This window comes from Thioalkalivibrio sp. ALE16, assembly GCF_000381305.1.
GTDB lineage: Bacteria > Pseudomonadota > Gammaproteobacteria > Ectothiorhodospirales > Ectothiorhodospiraceae > Thioalkalivibrio.
This window is the reverse complement of the sequence record NZ_KB906355.1, coordinates 216,207-234,763: the sequence shown is the minus strand read 5'-3', so window position 1 is coordinate 234,763 and position 18,557 is coordinate 216,207. Positions and strand designations below refer to the sequence as shown.

The window sequence follows — 18,557 nt, the reverse complement described above, 5'->3', positions numbered from 1 at the left end:
TGCTGTTCTTGCGACGACCTCGCACCATGGCGTCCTGTGCCCTCGCCCGGCCTTAGCCGCGCGCCCCGCCGGACAGCGTCACCAGGGAACCGGCGTCGCTGTTCCCGGAGGAACCCGTGATCTTGCTCGGCGGCACGTCCTTGCGTTCGAGTTCGCGATTCACGTAGGCACTGCGGCCTTCGCCGCGCGGATTGCCCTTCTGGGTCGCGTTACGGCGCGTGGAAAAGCCCTCGGTGCCGGTGACCCGGTCGCCGCGCTGCCAGTCATCGCCGGTAATGGAGACGCCATTGCTGCTGCCGTTCACGGTCACACGATCGGCGCCGATCTTCTGGCCTTCCTCGACCGGGGCCGCCGCGACGGCCTGCTGGCCGCCGTTGTAGCGGAACTCCTCGGTACCGGACACCAGCCCCATGGCCTTGTTGATCGAACCGGTCAGGCGCCCGCTCGTGCCATAGGCAGTGCCGGTAACGCGCTCGCGGCGTTCCGCTGCCGACCGGGCGGGCGTCGCCACGCTGAACCCGGCGTTCGGCATCGGACGCTCCGCCGCCTGCGGTGCCGGCTGAGCCGGAGCCGCAGCCTGCATCCCTTCCGGGCGCAGACGTGGATGCAGACTGCCGGCCGCGCTGGCGCAGGTCTGGGCAAACTCGTTGGCACCCACATACGGGGCCCCCGAGACATCCTGACAGGCACCGCGCTCGGTACCGGTCACGCGTTCGTCGTAACCCGGCTGGCTGCCGGAGACCGGATGGGCCGGCGTCGAATGACGCTCCGCCACGCGGGTCTCGGCGACCTGCCCGTCCTGCGGCGCGCAGAACTGGTCGTACTGGTCGGGCCCGATGTACGCCGTGCCGCTGACCGGCTTGCAGGCGCCGTATTCGTCACCCGTCACGCGAGCGGAACGACCCACCGCCGTCCCGGACACCGACTGCTGGTTCCAGGTACGGCCGACCGTCACCTTTTCCGGCGCCGCATCCGGACGCTGGCCGCCGCAGAAGGCGTCATAATGTTCGGAGCCGGCGTACTCGGTGCCGGTGATCGGCTTGCAGCCGCCGTACTCGTCACCGGTGACGTGGATGGAATGATCCACCTGGGTACCGGACACCTCGCGACCGCGCAGGGTATGCATCACGCCGACCTTGGGCACGCCTCCGGCTGCCGGACGATCACAAAGATCCCCGAAGTCGGACTTGTTGTAGTACGGCGTACCGGTCAACGAGGCACAGGAACCGCTCTCGTCGCCGGTGACCTTGGGGCTGCGGCCCACGGCCACGCCGGTCACGCTCTGGTCTTCCATGGTATGCGACTCCTGCACCTTCGCCGGCGTCGGCTCCGGGCGGGTGCCGCAAAAGCCCTGGAACTGCTCGGTGCCAAGATATTCGGTTCCGGTGACCGGCTTGCAGCTGCCGTACTCATCACCCGTGACGTGGACGGAGCGCCCGACTTCGGTACCGGTCAGTTCACGACCGCGAAGGGTATGCATCACGCCGACCTTCATCGGCGCTCCGTTCGGCTTTCCCGTGCTGCAGGGGACCTCGCTGGCGGCCGTGTTCAGGTACTCCGTACCGGTCACGTCGCGGCAGGACCCGGATTCGTCACCGGTCACCTTGGGGCTGCGCCCGACGGACGTCCCCGACACGCCTTCACCATGCCGCGTCACCATCACGGTGGTGCGCGCCGGACCCGCCTGCGGGCGGGTGCCGCAGAAGCCTTCGTACTGCTCGGTACTGAGGTATTCGGTACCGGTGATCGTCTCGCAGGAACCCCGCTCGTCACCCGTCACGCGGGTCGAACGTCCCACCTCGGTACCGCTCACGGACTGGCCATGCGAGGTATGCGAGGTGCCGACCTTGGGCGGGTTGCCCGTCGGGCGCACGCCGCAGTAGCGCTCGTAGTGCTCCAGGCCCAGGTACTCGGTGCCGGTGATCGACGAGCAGCTGCCCGCCTCGGTCCCGGTCACGCTGGAGGTACGCTCCACCTGGGTGCCGCTAACATGGCTGCCCGCCAGCGTCGTGCCTTCCTCGACCTTCGGCGGGGCTTCGCCCTCGGCCGGACGCGGACGTCCGCAGGGGCGGCCCGGCTCGGAGGAGCCGCGCCCCAGCTTGCAGAGTTCCTCGCGCCGCTGGCGCGCCACTTCGCGCGTGGACATGCCCTTGCGCTTGGCGGCCTTCCAGGCACCTTCCTGCGGCAGCGTGCCCCGGGCCTGTCCGCTCTTGAAGCGGCGGCGCAGGGCCTGCTTACCGTTTTGCGCCATCGCATCACGGCGGGCCATGCAGATCGCACGGACCTCGGAGATCATCGGGTGCGGACCGGCGGCCTCGCCTCCGGACTCGACCTTGTCGCACAGCTGATCGAGACCGCTCTCGACCACGGCATTCTCTTGCGACGGGGCCGTGTCGCGGGCCTCTTCACGCCCGGACTTCTCGCCCTTGCAACCGCAGCCGCAGTCTTTCTTCGCATCGCTGCGCTCGGACGCGGTCGGCTCGGTGCCCTTGATGCGGTCTTCCCGCCGGGGCTCCGGCGCCACGGCCTTCTTGCCGTCGGTCGACAGGGCCTGGCGGCGCAGGCGGCAAATCTCGCGACCGCTCATGTTCGAGCAGTCGACCTCGACGTTCTGCGACTGGGCCAGTGCGTCGAGCTGGCGCGAACGCTCGGCGCCGGCGCGGGCCATGCCGCCGGATACCTGCGCTCGCGTGTTGGTGCGGCCTACGGCCTTTTTGCCCTGGCGCGCCATCTTCTGGCGGCGCTCGAGGGCGGCCTGGCGGCCGTTGGAGGCACCCGCGTGCGCGCCCGGCTCGGGGCGGCGCTCGGGGGTGGTGTCGCGGGTCTCGAAGGAGACCGGCGACGACGATTCGCTGGAGTGCGTCTCCGGCTCCCGCGCCTGGGGTGCCGGGGCGGGTTCCGCTTTCGCCTGGCGCGCCTGTTGCGCAGCCGCGGCGGAACGGCTGTTCCCCTTGTTTTGGCCGGTCGACTTCACGGCAGCCTTGCCATTACGAGACATGGCCTTGCGCCGTTCCAGGGCACGTTCGCGCCCCGAGAGACCTTCAGACGCAGATGTCGGATTACTCATGGCACTTCCTTACAGTTGGCGGCAGCAACGGTAAATAACGCTGAACTGAACTGCCGGGCCCGCAACCGGGCCCGGCAGGCACCGGGGCCTCTCTTAACGACCGCGGTCGACCACGAAGGCCATGCCCTGACTCTGGGCGTAGTTATCGTAGGCGATGAAGCGAACCATCATGCCCGGGTTGGAGCGGCGGCATTCTTCGATTTCCTGAAGGACCGCTTCCACGGACTGTTCGCCGAAAAACGGCAGTTTCCACATGTACCAGTAATGGGACATGGCGTTTTCCTTCTCGGAATATTCCACCGCCGGGTTCCAGCCCTGGGCGAGGCAGTATTCAATCTGCTTGCGCACCTGATCGGCGTTCATCTCGGGCAGGTAGGAGAAGGTCTCGTACTTCTGTACCGGCTTGAAGTTCTGAATATCGGACATGTCGGTAATCCTATGCTCTTGTTCTGTCAGGGTGCGGGCGACCCGTCAGGCCGCCCGCACTCGGGCGATCACTTGTGCTGGGTATCCAGCTTGTCGACGGTATCGAACTCGAACTTGATCTCCTTCCAGGTCTCCATCGCCACCTTCAGCTCGGGGCTGTGCTGGGCGGCCTGGGTGAGGATCTCCTTGCCTTCCTTTTCGATCTCGCGACCTTCGTTACGCGCCTGCACACAGGCTTCCAGCGCAACGCGGTTGGCCGTCGCACCCGGGGCGTTGCCCCACGGGTGACCCAGCGTACCGCCACCGAACTGCAGCACGGAGTCGTCGCCGAAGATGGAGACCAGGGCCGGCATGTGCCAGACGTGGATACCACCGGAGGCCACGGCGAACACGCCCGGCATGGAGCCCCAGTCCTGATCGAAGAAGATGCCGCGCGAGCGGTCTTCCGGCACGAAGGATTCGCGCAGCAGGTCGATCCAGCCCAGAGTCGCGGCGCGGTCACCTTCCAGCTTGCCGACCACGGTACCGGTGTGCAGGTGGTCACCACCGGACAGACGCAGGATCTTGGCCAGCACACGGAAGTGGATACCGTGCTTGGGATGGCGGTCGAGCACCGCGTGCATGGCACGGTGGATGTGCAGGAGCATGCCGTTGTCGCGGCACCAGTTGGCCAGGCCGGTGTTGGCGCAGAAGCCGCCGGTGATGTAGTCGTGCATGATGATCGGCGCGCCAATCTCCTTGGCGAACTCGGCACGCTTGTACATCTCTTCCGGGGTCGGCGCGGTGACGTTCAGGTAGTGACCCTTGCGCTCGCCGGTTTCGGCTTCGGCCTTTTCGGTCGCTTCCTGCACGAACTCGAAACGATCACGCCAGCGCATGAACGGCTGCGAGTTGATGTTCTCGTCGTCCTTGGTGAAGTCGAGGCCGCCACGCAGGCACTCGTACACGGCACGGCCGTAGTTCTTCGCGGACAGACCCAGCTTCGGCTTGATGGTGCAGCCCAGCAGCGGACGACCGTACTTGTTCATCTTGTCGCGCTCGACCTGGATACCGGAAGGCGGACCACCACAGGTCTTCACGTAGGCCATCGGGAAGCGCACGTCTTCCAGGCGCAGGGCACGAATGGCCTTGAAGCCGAACACGTTGCCGACCAGCGAGGTGAACACGTTCACCATCGAGCCTTCTTCGAAGAGGTCGATCGGGTAGGCGATGAACGCGTAGAAGGACTCGTCGTCACCCGGGACGTCCTCGATCATGTACGCCCGACCCTTGTAGTAATCCATGTCGGTCAGGAGGTCGGTCCACACCGTGGTCCAGGTACCGGTGGACGACTCGGCCGCCACAGCGGCTGCCGCTTCTTCGCGGTCGATGCCCGGCTGCGGGGTGATCTTGAAACATGCCAGCAGATCGGTATCCAGCGGCATGTATTCCGGCATCCAGTATGTTTCGCGGTAATCCTTGACACCCGCGGAGTACTTCTTGGCGGCCATGTGGCTTTCTCCTACGCGTTGGTTAATCGTGACGGTCGACTAGATTAGGGAGGGCAATCACTAATAACAAATAAATAATCTAGATACGACCAATAGACTATCGTTTATATAAAAGCCGGGCAGCGGGAGGGCCGCTGACCGGCAGGGGTTCGGTTCGCAGCGGCGCGGCCAGACCGGAATCCGTCGCTCGCGCCGCAATGCGGATTGCGATTGTAGTCCAAGACCGTAGTCCGTGCATGCCTTTGTCGCGACGGATTGCACAGACGGCTTCACCGACCGCCCGGACCCCGACGCCCGGGTCGGGGCGGACGGCTTCAGGAGGCGGCGTCCGCAGCGGGCTCGGCGCCGCTGGCCGTCTGGTGATCACGGGCCAGGTAGAGGTAGATGGCCGGCACCACAAACAGGGTGAACAGCGTGCCAATCGCCATGCCGCTGGCGATCACCAGCCCCATGGCGAAACGCGAGCCGGCGCCAGCCCCGGCGGCCATCAGCAGCGGCACCATAGCTACCACCGTCGCCGTGGTGGTCATCAGGATCGGGCGCAGACGCAGGGACGCGGCCTCCTCGATGGCCTCGCGCAGGCTGCGCCCCTGACGCTGCAGCTGGTTGGCGAACTCCACGATCAGGATGCCGTGCTTGGCGATCAGTCCGATCAGCGTCAGCAGGCCAACCTGGGTATAGATGTTCAGCGAGGTCACCCCGAGGCTGATGAAGATCAACGCCCCCGCGATCGACATCGGCACCGTGGTCAGGATGATCAGCGGGTCGCGGAACGACTCGAACTGCGCCGCCAGGACCAGGAAGATGACCAGCAGGGCAAAGAAGAAGGTGACCACGAGGTCCCCGCCCTCGGCCTTCAGCTGGCGCGACTGGCCGGCGTAGTCGACACTGACGTCCGGCGGCAGGACCTCCGCGGCGATCTCGTCGATGATGTCCAGCGCCTCGCCCAGGGTTACGCCCGGGCGCGGGACGCCGGAAAGCGTCACGGCGTTGAGCTGCTGGAAGCGCTTCAGCGAGCGCGGGGTCACCGTCTCCTCCAGCGTCACGATGCTGGACAGCGGGATCGGCTCGCCATCGCGGGTCCGGGTGAACAATTCCTCCAGCTGCTCCGGATTCAGGCGCTCGCTGCGCTGCACCTGCGGGATCACGCGGTAACTGCGGTTCTCCATCGCGAAACGCCCGGCAAAGCCACCGGACAGCATGGTTGCGAGATCGGCATTCAGCGTGGCCATGTCGATGCCCAGCTGGGCGGCGCGCTCGCGGTCGATCTTCAGGTCCACCTGGGGCTGGTCGAAGTCGAGATCGGTATCCATGAAGATGAAGCGCCCGGTCTCCATCGCCCGACCCACGATCTCGTCGGCAAACTGCTCCAGCTCCTCGAACGAACCAGTCGACCCGAGCACCACGCTCACCGGCGCGCCATCGCCCGGGGTGGGCAGCTGCGGCGGCTGGATGGCGAACACCTCCAGCGCCGGGATCCGGTCCAGACGCGGCTGCAGCTCTTCCTCGAGGATGGTCTCGGTATCCCGCTCGCGCTGAGCCCAGGGCGCGAGCACGAAGCCGCCCAGGGCCTGGTTGCTGGCACCGGCGATGCCCGGGCCCCCACCGAAGCCGTTCACGATGAAGATGTTCTCGAGTTCGGGGATCTCGTCGAAGAAGCGATCGGTCAGCGCGGTGTTGCGCTCCAGCCAGTCCAGGCCCATGTAGGCGTCGCCCTCCATGATGGAGAACGCGAAGCCCTGGTCCTCCGGCGGCTCCAGCTCGCTCTGCGAGGTCACGAACAGGAAGTAGCAGGACACCAGCACGATGGCCCCGAACACCGCAATGGTGAAGCGGTCGTTCAGCGCCCCGTGCAGGCGCCGGCGATAGCGGCCCTGCAGGGACTCGAAGCGCGCATCCAGCCAGCTTTCGATGCGCCCGCGCTTCTCCACGGCCCCATCGCGCAGGATCTTGGAGCACATCATCGGCGACAGCGTGATCGCGACGATCCCGGAGATGACTACGGTCGCCGCCAGGGTGAAGGCGAACTCGATGAACAGGGTCCCGGTCAGCCCGCCGATGAAGCCCAGGGGCAGGAACACGGCCACCAGCGTGGTCGACATCGCGACAATCGGCCAGGCCAGCTCGCGGGCGCCCTGGATCGCCGCATCCATGCGCGACATCCCCTCCTCGATATGCCGCGAGATGTTCTCCAGCATGATGATCGCGTCATCCACCACGATGCCGATCGCCAGCACCATCGCCAGCAGCGTCAGCAGGTTCAGCGAGAACCCCATCAGCAGCATCAGCATGAAGGTGCCCACCAGGGACAGCGGCACCGCCACCGCGGGAATCAGCACACTGCGCAGCGAGCCGAGGAACAGGTAAATCACCACCAGGACGATGGCCAGGGCGAGCCCGATGGTGAGCAGCACCTCGTCGATCGCGCTCTGGATATAGTCGGTGGAGTCATAGACGATCTCGCCTTCCAGCCCCGACGGCAGCCGCGGCAGGATGCGCTCGTCGAAGACGTCACGCACCTCGGCGATCACGTCCAGCGCGTTCGCGTCCGGCGCCAGCTCGATGCCCACGAAGGTCGCCGCCTGGCCATTGAAACGCACCGAGGTGTCGTAGCTCTCCGAGCCCAGCTCGACCTCGGCGACATCGCCCAGACGGACCAGGTCGCCGTCGGTCTCGAACAGGATCAGCTGCTCGAACTCCTCCGGGCGCTGCAGGTCGGTGTCCGCGGTCAGGTCCAGCCCGACCATCGAGCCGCGGGTCTGCCCCACGGCGGAGAGTACGTTGTTGCGCTCCAGGGCCTCGCGCACGTCGCGCCCGGTTACGCCGAACGAGGCCATACGGTCGGCATCCAGCCAGGCACGCATGGCGAAGCTCTGGGCGCCCAGGATCTCGGCGCGCTGCACCCCGTTGACCGTGGCCAGCTCCGGCTGCACCTCGCGGATCAGGTAGTCCGTGGTCTGGTTGTTCGATAGCCGTTCGGAGTAGAACGACATGTACATCGCCGCCACGTCCTGCCCGACCGAGAGATCCACGACAGGGTCCTCGGCCTCGGCCGGCAAATCGCTGCGGATCTTGTCGACCTGCGCCGAGATCTGGGTGAGCGCCTCGTTGGGGTCGTAGTCCAGCTCCAGGTGGGCCTCGACGATACTGATGCCGGCACGGCTGGTGGAGACCAGATAGTCGATCCCCTCGGCCTCGGCCACCTCGCGCTCCATCGGCGTGGTGATGAACCCCTGCACCAGATCGGCATCGGCGCCGATGTACGCGGTGCTGATGGTCACCACCGCGTTCTGCACCTCGGGAAACTGGCGCACGTTCAGATCGAACACCGCGCGCACCCCGAACAGCAGGATGAACAGGCTGACCACCGTGGCCAGCACCGGCTTCTGGATAAAGATGTCGGTAAAGCGCATGGCCGGGCCCCGCTCAGCGATTCGCCGGACGCGGATCGCGCTCGGCGTCGGGCTGGGCGTCCTCGGTGATCTCCACCGGCGTGTCGTTCTGCAGTTTCAGCAGCCCGCTGGCGGCAATGCGTTCGCCCGGCTCCAGTCCGTCCAGCACGCGCACGAGGTCACCCCGGCGCTCGCCGGTCTCGATCAGACGCTGCTCCACCCGCAGCTGGCCCTCGTCATCCTCCTCGATCACGAACACCGACTGTCCCCAGGGGGCGAAGCGGATCGCGGTCTGCGGCGCCACCACGGCCTCCTCCGCCTCGCCGCGATCCAGCGTGACGCGGGCGAACTGGCCGGAACGCAGACGCCCCTCCTCGTTCGCGAGTACGGCCTGCACGCGGAACATGCGCGAGGCCGCGCGAACCCGCGGCTCGATGGCCGTCACCTCGCCGGTGAAGGCATCACCGAAGGCATCCACCTCCACCTCGACCTGCTGCCCCAGGGCGACCTCGCCCAGACGCCGCTCGGGCAGGGTGAAATTCACGTACAGCGGCTGCAGGGCCTCCAGGACCACGATCGGTTCGCCGGGACCCACGAACTGGCCGACGTTCACCTCGCGTATGCCCAGCTCCCCGGCAAAGGGCGCGCGCAGGCTCTTCTGGCGAATGCGGGCCTCCTGAGCCTTCACCGAGGCGGCGGCCTGCTCGGCCTCCGCCACGCGCCGCTGGAACTCGGAGTCCGAGATGTCGTTGCGCTCGATCAATCCGCGCGCTCGCTGCAGCTCGCGCTGCGCCAGGCGCTCGGCCGCGCGCAGATTCTCCAGCTCGGCCTCGTCCAGGGTGGTGTCGAGATCCACCAGGGGATCGCCAGCCTCGACGCGGGCACCGTTCTCGAAATGAATGGCCTGCACGATGCCCTGCGCCTCGAAGCTCAGGGTCGCGCCCTGGACCGCCTCCAGGCTGCCGATCGCGCGCACCCGCGGGGTCCAGGTATCGGTCGCGACCTCGGCGGCATTAATGGTGACCACCGGCTCCGGCATGTCCTCGAAGTACTCCGCGATCTGCTGATCCACGAAGGTCTTGAAGCCGAAGATACCGCCCAGCACGATGGCGACCGCCACCAGCATCAGGATGAAACGCTTCATCGAAGTCTCCCGGGCCGGCGGGGCGACCCCCGTCGGCATCATGAATATACGCGGTCGGGTCAGTCCGCCGCGCTCAAGCCGTCCTCGGCGATCTGCTCGCCGATCCCGGCCGCGCGCAGCGACGCCCGCACACGGTCGGTCTCGGCGCGCACCACCGCGGGCTCGTCCGGATCCAGTCGCGGCTCCCAGCGCCAGCCGGTCATCAGGGCGTGGAAATGGCGGATCAGGTGGTCATAAGGCCGATGGATGTCATAGGCATCCAGCAGGCCCCGGGCATTGGCCAGGCTTTGCATCCCCACGTTCAGCGCCCAGGGCCCCAGCCCCATCTCCTCCTCGGAGATCTCCCGCGCCGGCGGCAGGTCGCCACGCTCGCGGGCCTCGGCCACTACCGCGTGGACCGCCTCGCTGATCGGACGCCCCGCCTCCAGCAACGCCTCGCGCCGGGCCACCGAGACATTCGCCCACACCACCTCGGTCACCAGGTACTGGGTAAGCCGGTAGTAGTCCGGATTCTGCGCGGCGAAATCGATATCGGTCAGAACGATCGCCAGCATCCGCGACCGCGTGCCCAGCGTCAGCCCCGGGATGACCCGGAATCGCCCGGCCCGCTCCCGGGTCGTGCGCGCCGCCACGGCCGCCAGCAGGTCCTCGCGGGACTCGAAGTGCTGGTACAGGGTCCCGGTGGCGTACTCGCAATCCGCCGCCAGCTTCGACATCTGCAGGCCCAGCAGCCCGTCCTCGCGGATCCGTTCATGGGCCCGTTCGATAAACAGCGCCTCGCGCGCCTCGCGCTCGCGCCTTCTGCGATCCTCGGTGCTCATGGCAGGCAGCATATCGAACCCAAGCCGATTTTTGAACCGGATTCACAAATCGGCACAGTAAAGGCCGGGGACCTGGCCCCGGCCCCATTGGCGGAGGGTCAGCCCGCCTCGCGCAGCAGGCGTACGATCGCGTCGGCCACACTCTTGCTGGACTGCGGGTTCTGGCCCGTCACCAGCTTCCCGTCAACCACCACGTGATCCGCCCAGTCATCGGCGGTCTCGGCCTCGCCACCCAGCTCCTGGAGCTTGTCCTGCAGCAGGAACGGCATCGCGCTGTCCAGCTGCACCGCCTTCTCCTCGCTGTTGGTAAAGGCAGCCACCTTGCGCCCCTTCACCGCCGAACTCCCGTCGGCCAGCATCGCGCCGACCAGGCAGGCCGGGCCGTGGCAGACCGCACCCACGACCTTGTCGTTCTCCAGGAACTCCGCGACCAGGCGCTGCACATGCGGGTTGTCCGGCAGATCGAACATGGTCCCGTGCCCGCCGGGGAAGAAGATCGCGGCATAGGCCCCGTGATGCATATCCTCATCAAGCGCGATCGTATCGTCCAGGGCCTCTTGGGCGGCCACGGCGGCCGCCCCCGGATGGCTGGCCTCCAGGCTCTTCGGATCCAGCGGCACCGGCCCGCCCTTCGGGCTCGCCACCTTGACCTCGAAACCGGCCTTGCGAAAGCGATCATAGGGCTCGGCGAACTCGTCGAACCACACGCCGGTCGCCTGGCCCGGGCCGATCTCGCCGTGGCTGGTGACGACCATCAGTATTGTCTGGCTCATCCCGATACCTCCTTTGCGTCCATGTCTGTGGTGGACTCACCGGAAGGTCACAGGTTCCTGGCACCCACCCGCTGCATGGGTGCGCGAAGGCTTAGGAAAGGTCCGGCGCAGGAAGGCCCTGGCGGGGCTCGCCATCCGGCAGGCCCCGCCCGGGAATCAGACCCGGTAGTACTCGCGATACCAGTCCACGAACCGGGCGATGCCGTCTTCCACGCGGGTGGCCGGGGCATAGCCCACATCCTCGCGCAGGGCCTCGACATCGGCATAGGTGTCCGGCACATCCCCCGGCTGCAGCGGCAGGAGGTTCTTTTCGGCCTTCCGGCCCAGACAGTCCTCCAGCACCTCGATGTAGCGCATCAGCTCCACCGGCTCGTGGTTGCCGATGTTGTAGAGCCGATAGGGCGCGGCACTGGTGGCGGAATCCGGCTCGGCCCCGCTCCACTCGGGGTTGCGCGGCGCCACGTGATCCAGGGTGCGGATCACGCCCTCGACGATGTCGTCGATATAGGTGAAGTCGCGCCGGTGGTGCCCGTAGTTGAAGACGTCGATCGGCTCGCCCGCCAGGATCTTCTTCGTGAACAGGAACAGCGCCATGTCCGGGCGGCCCCAGGGACCGTAGACGGTGAAGAAGCGCAGGCCCGTGACCGGCAGGTCGTAGAGGTGGCTGTAGGTGTGCGCCATCAGCTCGTTGGCCTTCTTGCTCGCGGCGTAGAGCGACAGCGGGTGGTCGACGTTGTCGTGCACCGAGAACGGCATGGTGGTGTTGGCGCCGTAGACCGAGCTGGAGCTGGCGTAGACCAGGTGCTCCACGCCGTTGTGGCGGCAGCCCTCCAGGATGTTGCCGAAGCCGACCAGGTTGGTGTCGACATAGGCCGCCGGGTTCTCCAGCGAGTAGCGCACCCCGGCCTGGGCCGCCAGGTTCACCACCCGCTGCGGACGGTGCTCGCGGAATACCCGCTCCATCGCGGCACGGTCGGCGATGTCCTCGCGCACCTCGGTATAGTTCGGGTGGTCCTGGGTGCGCGCCAGGCGCGCCTCCTTGAGCGAGACGTCGTAGTAGTCGTTCAGGTTGTCGACGCCGATCACCTCGTCGCCGCGCTCCAGCAGGCGCAGGCTCAGCGCGCTGCCGATGAATCCGGCCGAGCCGGTGATGAGCACTTTCATCGTGCTATTCCTTGTCGTCCGGCAGGGTGATGTTCAGCTCGAGGACCTCGCAGTCCCCCTCGCGATCCACGTTCATCTGCACCGCGTCGTCGTCGACCTGCACATACTTGCGGATCACCTGGAGCAGTTCCTGCTGCATCGCCGGGAGGTAATCGGGCCCGGAACGCGCCGCGCGCTCGCGCGCCACGATGATCTGCAGGCGTTCCTTGGCGACGCTGGCACTCTTCTGCCGCGGCTGGCGGAAGTAATCGAAGATCCCCATGATCACCCCTTGAACAGGCGCCCGAAGAAGCCCTTCTTCGGTACGTCGACAAAGCGCAGCGGACGTTCCTCGCCCAGGAACCGATCCACGGCGTCCTGGTAGGCCTGCCCGGCATCGGATTCCTCGTCCAGCACCACCGGCTGCCCGGCGTTGGAGGCATTCAGCACCGCCTGGGATTCCGGGATCACGCCGAGCAGTTCGATCGCGAGGATCTCGCCGACGTCCTCGATGCTCAGCATCTCGCCGCGCTCGGCACGCTCGGCCGAATAGCGCGTCAGCAGCAGCTTGCCCTCGATCGGTTCGCCGCCCTGCTCCACCCGGCGCGTCTTGCTCGCCAGGATCCCCAGGATACGGTCGGAGTCGCGCACCGAGGAGACCTCGGGGTTGGTCACCACGATCGCCTCGTCGGCGAAGTACGCAGCCATCAGGGCGCCACGCTCGATGCCGGCCGGGCTGTCACAGACGATGTACTCGAAATCCTCGGACAATTCGTTCAGCACCCGCTCCACGCCGTCCTGGGTCAGGGCGTCCTTGTCGCGGGTCTGGGAGGCCGGGAGGATGTACAGGTTGTCCACCCGCTTGTCGCGAATGAGGGCCTGCTTCAGGTTGGCGTCGCCGTTGATCACGTTGACGAAGTCGTACACCACGCGCCGCTCGCACCCCATGATCAGGTCGAGGTTGCGCAGACCCACGTCAAAGTCGATCACGGCGGTCTTGTGGCCGCGCAGGGCCAGGCCGGTGGCAATCGCGGCCGAGGTGGTGGTCTTGCCCACCCCGCCCTTGCCCGAGGTAATCACTACGATACGTGCCATGTTGGCTGCAGCTCCTTGTCGTCTTGCCGGTACCCGGCGGTGCCGGGGACAGGCGGACGGGTTCCTGTCATGTCGTGGCCGGCCGCCCTTCGGGCCGCCGTTCAGATCTCCGCGATCTTGAGGCTTTCGCCGTCCAGTGTCACCAGCCGATTCTCGCCACGCTCGGCTTCCGTGATGTCCTCGGCGATCCGGTAGTGCCCGGCGATGGACAGCAGCTCGGCATCCAGACGCCGGCAGAAGATACGCGCCGTCACCAGGCCACGCACCCCGGCCAGCGCACGCCCTCTTAACGGCCCCAGCACATGGATGTGCCCGTCGGCCAGCAACTCGGCCCCCGGCGACACCGCGCCGGTCACGATCAGGTCGCCGCCACGGGCATAGATCTGCTGCCCGGAGCGCACCGGCTGATCGACGATACGGGTCGCGCTGTGGACGGCCGCGACCTCGGCCGGCGCGCTCTTCTCCTGCGCCTCGTCGGCCCGCTCGGGCGCCGGGGTCTCGTCCTCCAGCGACACCTCGCCGGTGGGCGCACCGCCGCGCCCGCCCAGTTGCAGCACCGGCAGGACATCGAACAGTTCCGCATAGCTCTGCAGCCGCTCGGCGACCTCGCCGGCCTGCAGCCCGATCAGCTTGAAGCCCTCGGCGCGCACGCGCTCGATGGTCGCCTGCAGATCCGACTCCGGGCTCTCGGCCACCGCCTCCAGATCGAGCACGATCGGCATGTCGCGCATCAACTCCGGGGCCTGCTCGCGCCGCGCCGCCAGCACCTCGCCCAGGACCTGCGGATCGGTCTGGTACACGCGCAGCACGGAGACCAGCATCATGCGCCCTTTCAGCTCAATGGCCTGGACGGAACTCGGGGTCGCACTCATTGGATCGATCGACTCGCTCGCGGTTGGCTGCATCAATGAAGGCTGCGCCCGGCGGCGAAACCGCCCGGCGGGACGTGCGCTTTATAGCGCGGAGGGGAAAGCACGGCAAGGGATCCGGGCCCGTTGCCACCCGCAGTTCAGGGGCGTGGCGGACCCGGGATCAGCGTGTTGGTGCGCCGCACGTAGTCCGCGTACCCGGGACGCGATTTGTGCAGGCGTCGTTCCAGCAACGTGACGCCGGACACACGCAGGATCAGCAGGATCATCACCACCGCCGACGGGACGGCCCACCAGCCCCCGGCGGCCAGGGCCAGCAGGCCGAACCCGACCCAGACCACGATCTCGCCGAAGTAGTTGGGATGGCGGCTGTAGCGCCAAAGCCCGCGATCCATCACCTGCCCACGGTTACCCGGATCGCGGCGAAAGCGCGCCATCTGGGCATCGGCCACCGCCTCGAACCACAACCCGACGGCCCAGGCCAGAAGCCCGGCGACAGCCAGCGGCCACCACAGGCCATCCGCCTGTATCACCGCCAGCATCGGCAGGCCGATCACGGCCACCAGGCCCCCCTGCAGCCAGAAGATCGTCACCAGGCTGCGGGCGGCGAAGGCCGTGTCGCTGCGACCGGCGCGCATGTCGGTGTAGCGCCCGTCCTCGCCATGACCCCAGTTGCGCCAGGTGATGAAGGCGGACAGACGCACACCCCACAGCAGCACCGGGATCACGATCCACAGCCCCTGCGGCGGCCAGCCGGACAGCCCCCACCACACCAGCGTGACCAGCACGAAGCCCAGCCCCCAGTAGCGATCCACCAGGCTGGCATCGCGGCGGGCGACACTTGCCGCCCAGACCCCCGTCATCAGGAGCAGCGCCGCGACCAGCCCGGCGACGAACAGCATCCAGCCCGCCACGGGTCAGGCCTCGGGCCGCCGGAAGAGGACGTGCGACACGAACCACTCGTTGCCGCCGCGATAATCGAACAATTCGGCGCAGGCCATGTAGAACATGCGCCAGCGCTGGAACCACAGCGCCGCGTCCTGCTTCCCGTAGGTCTGTTCGAACAGCGGCATCAGCGCGTCACGCGCGGCATCCTGGCGGCTCAGCCAGGCATTCAGGGTGCGCGCGTAGTGCTGGCCGTTCACCCGCCACTGGCGGACCACCCGCAGGTCGTCCTGGAAGTGCCGCGCCAGGTCATCCGCCGGCATCAGCCCGTCGCGGAAGAAGTACTGCCCCATCCAGTCATGGGCGCCCTCGCTCTCGAAGAGGTAGGCAAACTCGCGATGGGCGAATACATGCATGAAGAACTGTCCGCCCGGTCGCAGCCAGGTCGAAATGCGCCGCAGCAGCTCCGGCCAGTTGCGCATGTGCTCGAACATCTCCACCGAGACCACCCGGTCGAACCCCGTCTGCTCCGGGGCAAAGTCATTCATGTCGGCGGTCACGATCGTCAGGTTGTCCAGTCCGCGTGCATCCCGGCGCGCCTCGATGGAGGCCCGCTGGGTCGCGGAATTGGACACCGACACAATGCGGGACTGCGGATACTGCTCCGCCATCCACAGGGACAGCGACCCCCAGCCACAACCAAGCTCCAGCACCTGCTGACCGTTCTCCAGACCGGCCCGCTCGCAGGTCAGTTGCAGCATGCCCGCCTCGGCCGCACGCAGGTCATTCACACCGTCGGGCCACCAGGCACAGGAGTATTTCAGCCACGGCCCCAGACAGCGCTCGAAATACTCGGTGGGCACCTCGTAGTGCTGCTCGTTCGCCACCTCGGTCGACAACGCCACGGGCGCCTTGCGCATCGCCTCGATCAGCGCATAGCGCCGTTCCATCGCCTCCTCGGCCGGCGCACCGCTTTCGCGCAAGCGTTCGGCCAGCAGGCGACGAATGCCCGCGCGCACAAACGTATCCGGCAGTCGTCCCTGCTCCGCCCACTCGATCATCTGCTGCATGAATGAAGGTCCCCCGCGTCGATGCAAGGTTGACCCGGGTATCCGCGGGCGGTTCCACGACCGACACACATCGAGACACCAAGGACGGTCACACCCGAAGCCGCAGGGGTGCTAGATTGGGGCCTGGACCAGATACACAGCGATCATGGCGCAACGTCACCGGATTCCGGCCCGAACCCTGCATCGCGTCTGGGGCCCCTTCTCCAAGGGCGTCCAGACGCGCCTCGAGACCTTTCTGGGCGAACTCGACGACCGCCTGATGGAGGCCTCCGAGCGCGCGATCGACTCCCAGCGCGCGGCCCAGAACCTCGCCCTGTCGCGCCAGATCCGCATGGCCAGCGCCGCCATCCTCCAGCATTTTCGTGACCGACTTCACAATGCAGTTACACCCGAGGATGCCGACAACACCGAGGCGGCGGGCGAGCACGAACTGAGCCTGATGGACGCCGCCGATACCGAGCGCGAGGTGGCCCTGCGCAAGCTGGTCACCGGCGCGCGCTCGGTGATGGCGGCGGAGATCGATGCCCTGGAGACCGTCACTCGGGATTACCACCTGGCGCCCGCGCCCGAGGACGCCCCGTGGCACCCGCATGCCCTGGGCGAGGCCTTCCTGGAAGCGCTCGAGGCCGTGCCCCTGCCGCCGGAAGACTGCCTGCTCCTGCTGCACTGGTTCGACCGCGACGTGGTCCGGGAACTGCAGCCGGAAATGCAGGCGCTGCTGCAGGCCTTCCGCGATGCGGGTTTCACGGTGCCCGAGGCACGGGCCGGCACCCGCCCCCATCCGGGCGCGGCCACGGCGACGGGTCCCGTGCCGCAGGGTGCTCCCGGCGGTGGCGGACCGCCACCTGCGGGTGCGGGTGCGGGTGCGGGTGCGACTGCGCCCGCCGCCGGCGCCGCGGGCAACTGGGCGCAGTTCGGCTACCAGGTCCCGGTCGCCGGCCAGGTCGTCGCGGCCGCCGGAGGGGCGCCAGCGGCCGGGGCTGGTTACGGCTCGCCGGCGGATGCGGTCACCACCGTGCTGAACAGTGCCTCGCCCAGCACCCTGGAACCCTTCGTGATGGACCTGCTTCAGGGCCTGTTCGACATGATCCTGAAGCGCGACGACCTCAATCCCGCGTTGCGCGAACCGCTGTCGGATCTCCAGCTCCCGCTGGTACGGATCGCCATGCGCGAGACGCACTTCTTCCGTGACCGCGGCCACCCCGCGCGGCAAATGACCGGGCTGCTGCTGAACATCGCCCTGCGCATCGACCCCGATCTGCCACTGGACGAGGCCCGCCAGTTGCCGCTCAGCCGTCTGGTCTTCGAGAACGTGGAACGCGTCCGCAACGAGGGCCTTGGCGACAGCGATGCCTACGACCAGGCGCTGGCCCGACTGCAGGACGATCTGGCCGAAGTCGAGGAACAGATCGCCCATCAGGCGGCCAGCGAACAGGCCGAGGCGCAACAGGAAGAACGCACGCTGGAGATCACCTACAGCGTGGAATCCACGGTCGAGCGCACCGTGATCTCCATGGGGCAGGACATCCCGGACGAGGCCCGCGAGCAGCTGATGGATGCCTGGGTCCCGCTGATGACCGCGCAAAAGACGGCGGAGGCAGATGCCGGGGTTGGGAGCGAAAACACCGGAGCCGAAGCCGCGGGCGACACGGAGGCCGACAACGACGGCATGGCCCTGCTGCACGAACTCCTGGCCCTGATGCAGGCCGAGCCGGATTTTCAGGCCTCGGCCCCCCTCCTGGCCCGCATCCGGGCCTTCCTCGACAAGGCTCCTCTGTCCAAGGAGGAACGGGCCCGCATCAAGCAGGACCTGGTCAGTGCCCACCTGGTGGCCGCCGGAAAACGCCGCTCCACGCCCGCCGAGTCGACCAAGCCCGACACCAGTCCCGCGACCGGGTCGCCCGATGAAACGGCGGCCGCAGACGAGCGCATGGAACAGGCCCGCAAACGGGCCGGCAGCCGGTCGAGCTCGGTGTTCGGCACCTCGCCGCGTCATGCCGACGACGACCCGTCCCTGATGCGCGATCACGACGACGAGCACGTCGAATACGCCGACAACCTGGTTTCCGGCACCTGGATCCAGTTCACCTCGCCTGCGGGCACCAAGGTCACCCGGATGAAGCTGGTCTGGCGCGGCAGTCACGCCGGTCGGTTGCTGTTCACCGACGCCGCCGGCCGCGCCAAGCGCCAGCACAGCATCCAGGGCCTGGCCCACGAGTTCCGCAGCGGGCGCGCGCAGATCATCCCCGAAGAATCCCTGTTCGACCACCTGATGGACCAGCGCCTCGGCCAGACCGCCTAAGGGCCGGCCCTCCGGGGAATCCGAACCCCAGCCGGACCTTTTTCACGCCCCCGCGGTCCATTTCCCGACGCCACCCGGGA

The 18,557-nt window shown here is 67.4% G+C and carries 14 protein-coding genes; 1 reads left to right on the top strand and 13 read right to left on the bottom strand.

Translation table 11 applies throughout. From position 1 onward, the window contains the following. Positions 1-52: 52 nt before the first annotated feature. The 13 genes from F627_RS0103025 to F627_RS0102965 form a co-directional block, all read right to left on the bottom strand. Positions 53-2,998, bottom strand: coding sequence for a CsoS2 family carboxysome shell protein (locus F627_RS0103025; protein WP_019583237.1), 2,946 nt, complete (start codon positions 2,996-2,998; stop codon positions 53-55). Positions 2,999-3,160: 162 nt separating this feature from the next. Then, the gene (locus F627_RS0103020; protein WP_018865976.1) at positions 3,161-3,493 is read right to left on the bottom strand and encodes a ribulose bisphosphate carboxylase small subunit; all 333 of its coding nucleotides are present in this window, start codon (positions 3,491-3,493) and stop codon (positions 3,161-3,163) included. 68 nt (positions 3,494-3,561) lie between these two features. Continuing rightward, positions 3,562-4,983 (bottom strand): form I ribulose bisphosphate carboxylase large subunit, encoded by a 1,422-nt coding sequence (locus F627_RS0103015; protein WP_018865975.1) that lies wholly within the window; start codon positions 4,981-4,983, stop codon positions 3,562-3,564. A gap of 314 nt (positions 4,984-5,297) precedes the next feature. Next, positions 5,298-8,396 (bottom strand): efflux RND transporter permease subunit, encoded by a 3,099-nt coding sequence (locus F627_RS0103010; RefSeq protein ID WP_019583236.1) that lies wholly within the window; start codon positions 8,394-8,396, stop codon positions 5,298-5,300. A gap of 13 nt (positions 8,397-8,409) precedes the next feature. Then, on the bottom strand, positions 8,410-9,519 hold the full coding sequence (locus F627_RS0103005; RefSeq protein ID WP_018881619.1) for an efflux RND transporter periplasmic adaptor subunit: 1,110 nt from the start codon (positions 9,517-9,519) through the stop codon (positions 8,410-8,412). Positions 9,520-9,578: 59 nt separating this feature from the next. Next, positions 9,579-10,352 (bottom strand): TetR/AcrR family transcriptional regulator, encoded by a 774-nt coding sequence (locus F627_RS0103000; protein WP_018881620.1) that lies wholly within the window; start codon positions 10,350-10,352, stop codon positions 9,579-9,581. Positions 10,353-10,438: 86 nt separating this feature from the next. Next, positions 10,439-11,113, bottom strand: coding sequence for a type 1 glutamine amidotransferase domain-containing protein (locus F627_RS0102995; RefSeq protein WP_026332007.1), 675 nt, complete (start codon positions 11,111-11,113; stop codon positions 10,439-10,441). 156 nt (positions 11,114-11,269) lie between these two features. Then, positions 11,270-12,277, bottom strand: coding sequence for an NAD-dependent epimerase (locus F627_RS0102990; RefSeq protein WP_018876244.1), 1,008 nt, complete (start codon positions 12,275-12,277; stop codon positions 11,270-11,272). 4 nt (positions 12,278-12,281) lie between these two features. Further along, entirely contained in the window at positions 12,282-12,539 is a 258-nt protein-coding gene (gene minE, locus F627_RS0102985) for a cell division topological specificity factor MinE (protein ID WP_026142882.1), read from the bottom strand. A 2-nt stretch (positions 12,540-12,541) separates the two neighbouring features. Beyond that, positions 12,542-13,351 carry a septum site-determining protein MinD gene (minD, locus tag F627_RS0102980; protein WP_018876243.1) on the bottom strand — a complete coding sequence of 270 codons (810 nt, stop codon included), beginning with the start codon at positions 13,349-13,351 and terminating at the stop codon, positions 12,542-12,544. Positions 13,352-13,452: 101 nt separating this feature from the next. Further along, a complete protein-coding gene (gene minC, locus F627_RS0102975) occupies positions 13,453-14,223 on the bottom strand; it encodes a septum site-determining protein MinC (RefSeq protein WP_018866568.1) in 771 nt (256 codons plus the stop codon). A gap of 137 nt (positions 14,224-14,360) precedes the next feature. Then, the gene (locus F627_RS0102970) at positions 14,361-15,122 is read right to left on the bottom strand and encodes a DUF1295 domain-containing protein (RefSeq protein WP_196801152.1); all 762 of its coding nucleotides are present in this window, start codon (positions 15,120-15,122) and stop codon (positions 14,361-14,363) included. A gap of 15 nt (positions 15,123-15,137) precedes the next feature. Then, a complete protein-coding gene (locus F627_RS0102965) occupies positions 15,138-16,175 on the bottom strand; it encodes a cyclopropane-fatty-acyl-phospholipid synthase family protein (RefSeq protein WP_019583233.1) in 1,038 nt (345 codons plus the stop codon). A gap of 145 nt (positions 16,176-16,320) precedes the next feature. Between F627_RS0102965 and F627_RS0102960 the strand changes: the two genes are divergently transcribed. Continuing rightward, positions 16,321-18,477, top strand: a complete 2,157-nt coding sequence (locus tag F627_RS0102960) for a DUF1631 family protein (RefSeq protein WP_019583232.1) — start codon at positions 16,321-16,323, stop codon at positions 18,475-18,477. The last annotated feature ends 80 nt before the right edge of the window (positions 18,478-18,557 follow it).

Coding starts and splice junctions, on each gene's coding strand:
- F627_RS0103025 (WP_019583237.1), bottom strand. CDS start 2,998: ATGTCTCGTAATGGCAAGGCTGCCGTGAAGTCGACCGGCCAAAACAAG.
- F627_RS0103020 (WP_018865976.1), bottom strand. CDS start 3,493: ATGTCCGATATTCAGAACTTCAAGCCGGTACAGAAGTACGAGACCTTC.
- F627_RS0103015 (WP_018865975.1), bottom strand. CDS start 4,983: ATGGCCGCCAAGAAGTACTCCGCGGGTGTCAAGGATTACCGCGAAACA.
- F627_RS0103010 (WP_019583236.1), bottom strand. CDS start 8,396: ATGCGCTTTACCGACATCTTTATCCAGAAGCCGGTGCTGGCCACGGTG.
- F627_RS0103005 (WP_018881619.1), bottom strand. CDS start 9,519: ATGAAGCGTTTCATCCTGATGCTGGTGGCGGTCGCCATCGTGCTGGGC.
- F627_RS0103000 (WP_018881620.1), bottom strand. CDS start 10,352: ATGCTGCCTGCCATGAGCACCGAGGATCGCAGAAGGCGCGAGCGCGAG.
- F627_RS0102995 (WP_026332007.1), bottom strand. CDS start 11,113: ATGAGCCAGACAATACTGATGGTCGTCACCAGCCACGGCGAGATCGGC.
- F627_RS0102990 (WP_018876244.1), bottom strand. CDS start 12,277: ATGAAAGTGCTCATCACCGGCTCGGCCGGATTCATCGGCAGCGCGCTG.
- minE (WP_026142882.1), bottom strand. CDS start 12,539: ATGGGGATCTTCGATTACTTCCGCCAGCCGCGGCAGAAGAGTGCCAGC.
- minD (WP_018876243.1), bottom strand. CDS start 13,351: ATGGCACGTATCGTAGTGATTACCTCGGGCAAGGGCGGGGTGGGCAAG.
- minC (WP_018866568.1), bottom strand. CDS start 14,223: ATGAGTGCGACCCCGAGTTCCGTCCAGGCCATTGAGCTGAAAGGGCGC.
- F627_RS0102970 (WP_196801152.1), bottom strand. CDS start 15,122: ATGCTGTTCGTCGCCGGGCTGGTCGCGGCGCTGCTCCTGATGACGGGG.
- F627_RS0102965 (WP_019583233.1), bottom strand. CDS start 16,175: ATGCAGCAGATGATCGAGTGGGCGGAGCAGGGACGACTGCCGGATACG.
- F627_RS0102960 (WP_019583232.1), top strand. CDS start 16,321: ATGGCGCAACGTCACCGGATTCCGGCCCGAACCCTGCATCGCGTCTGG.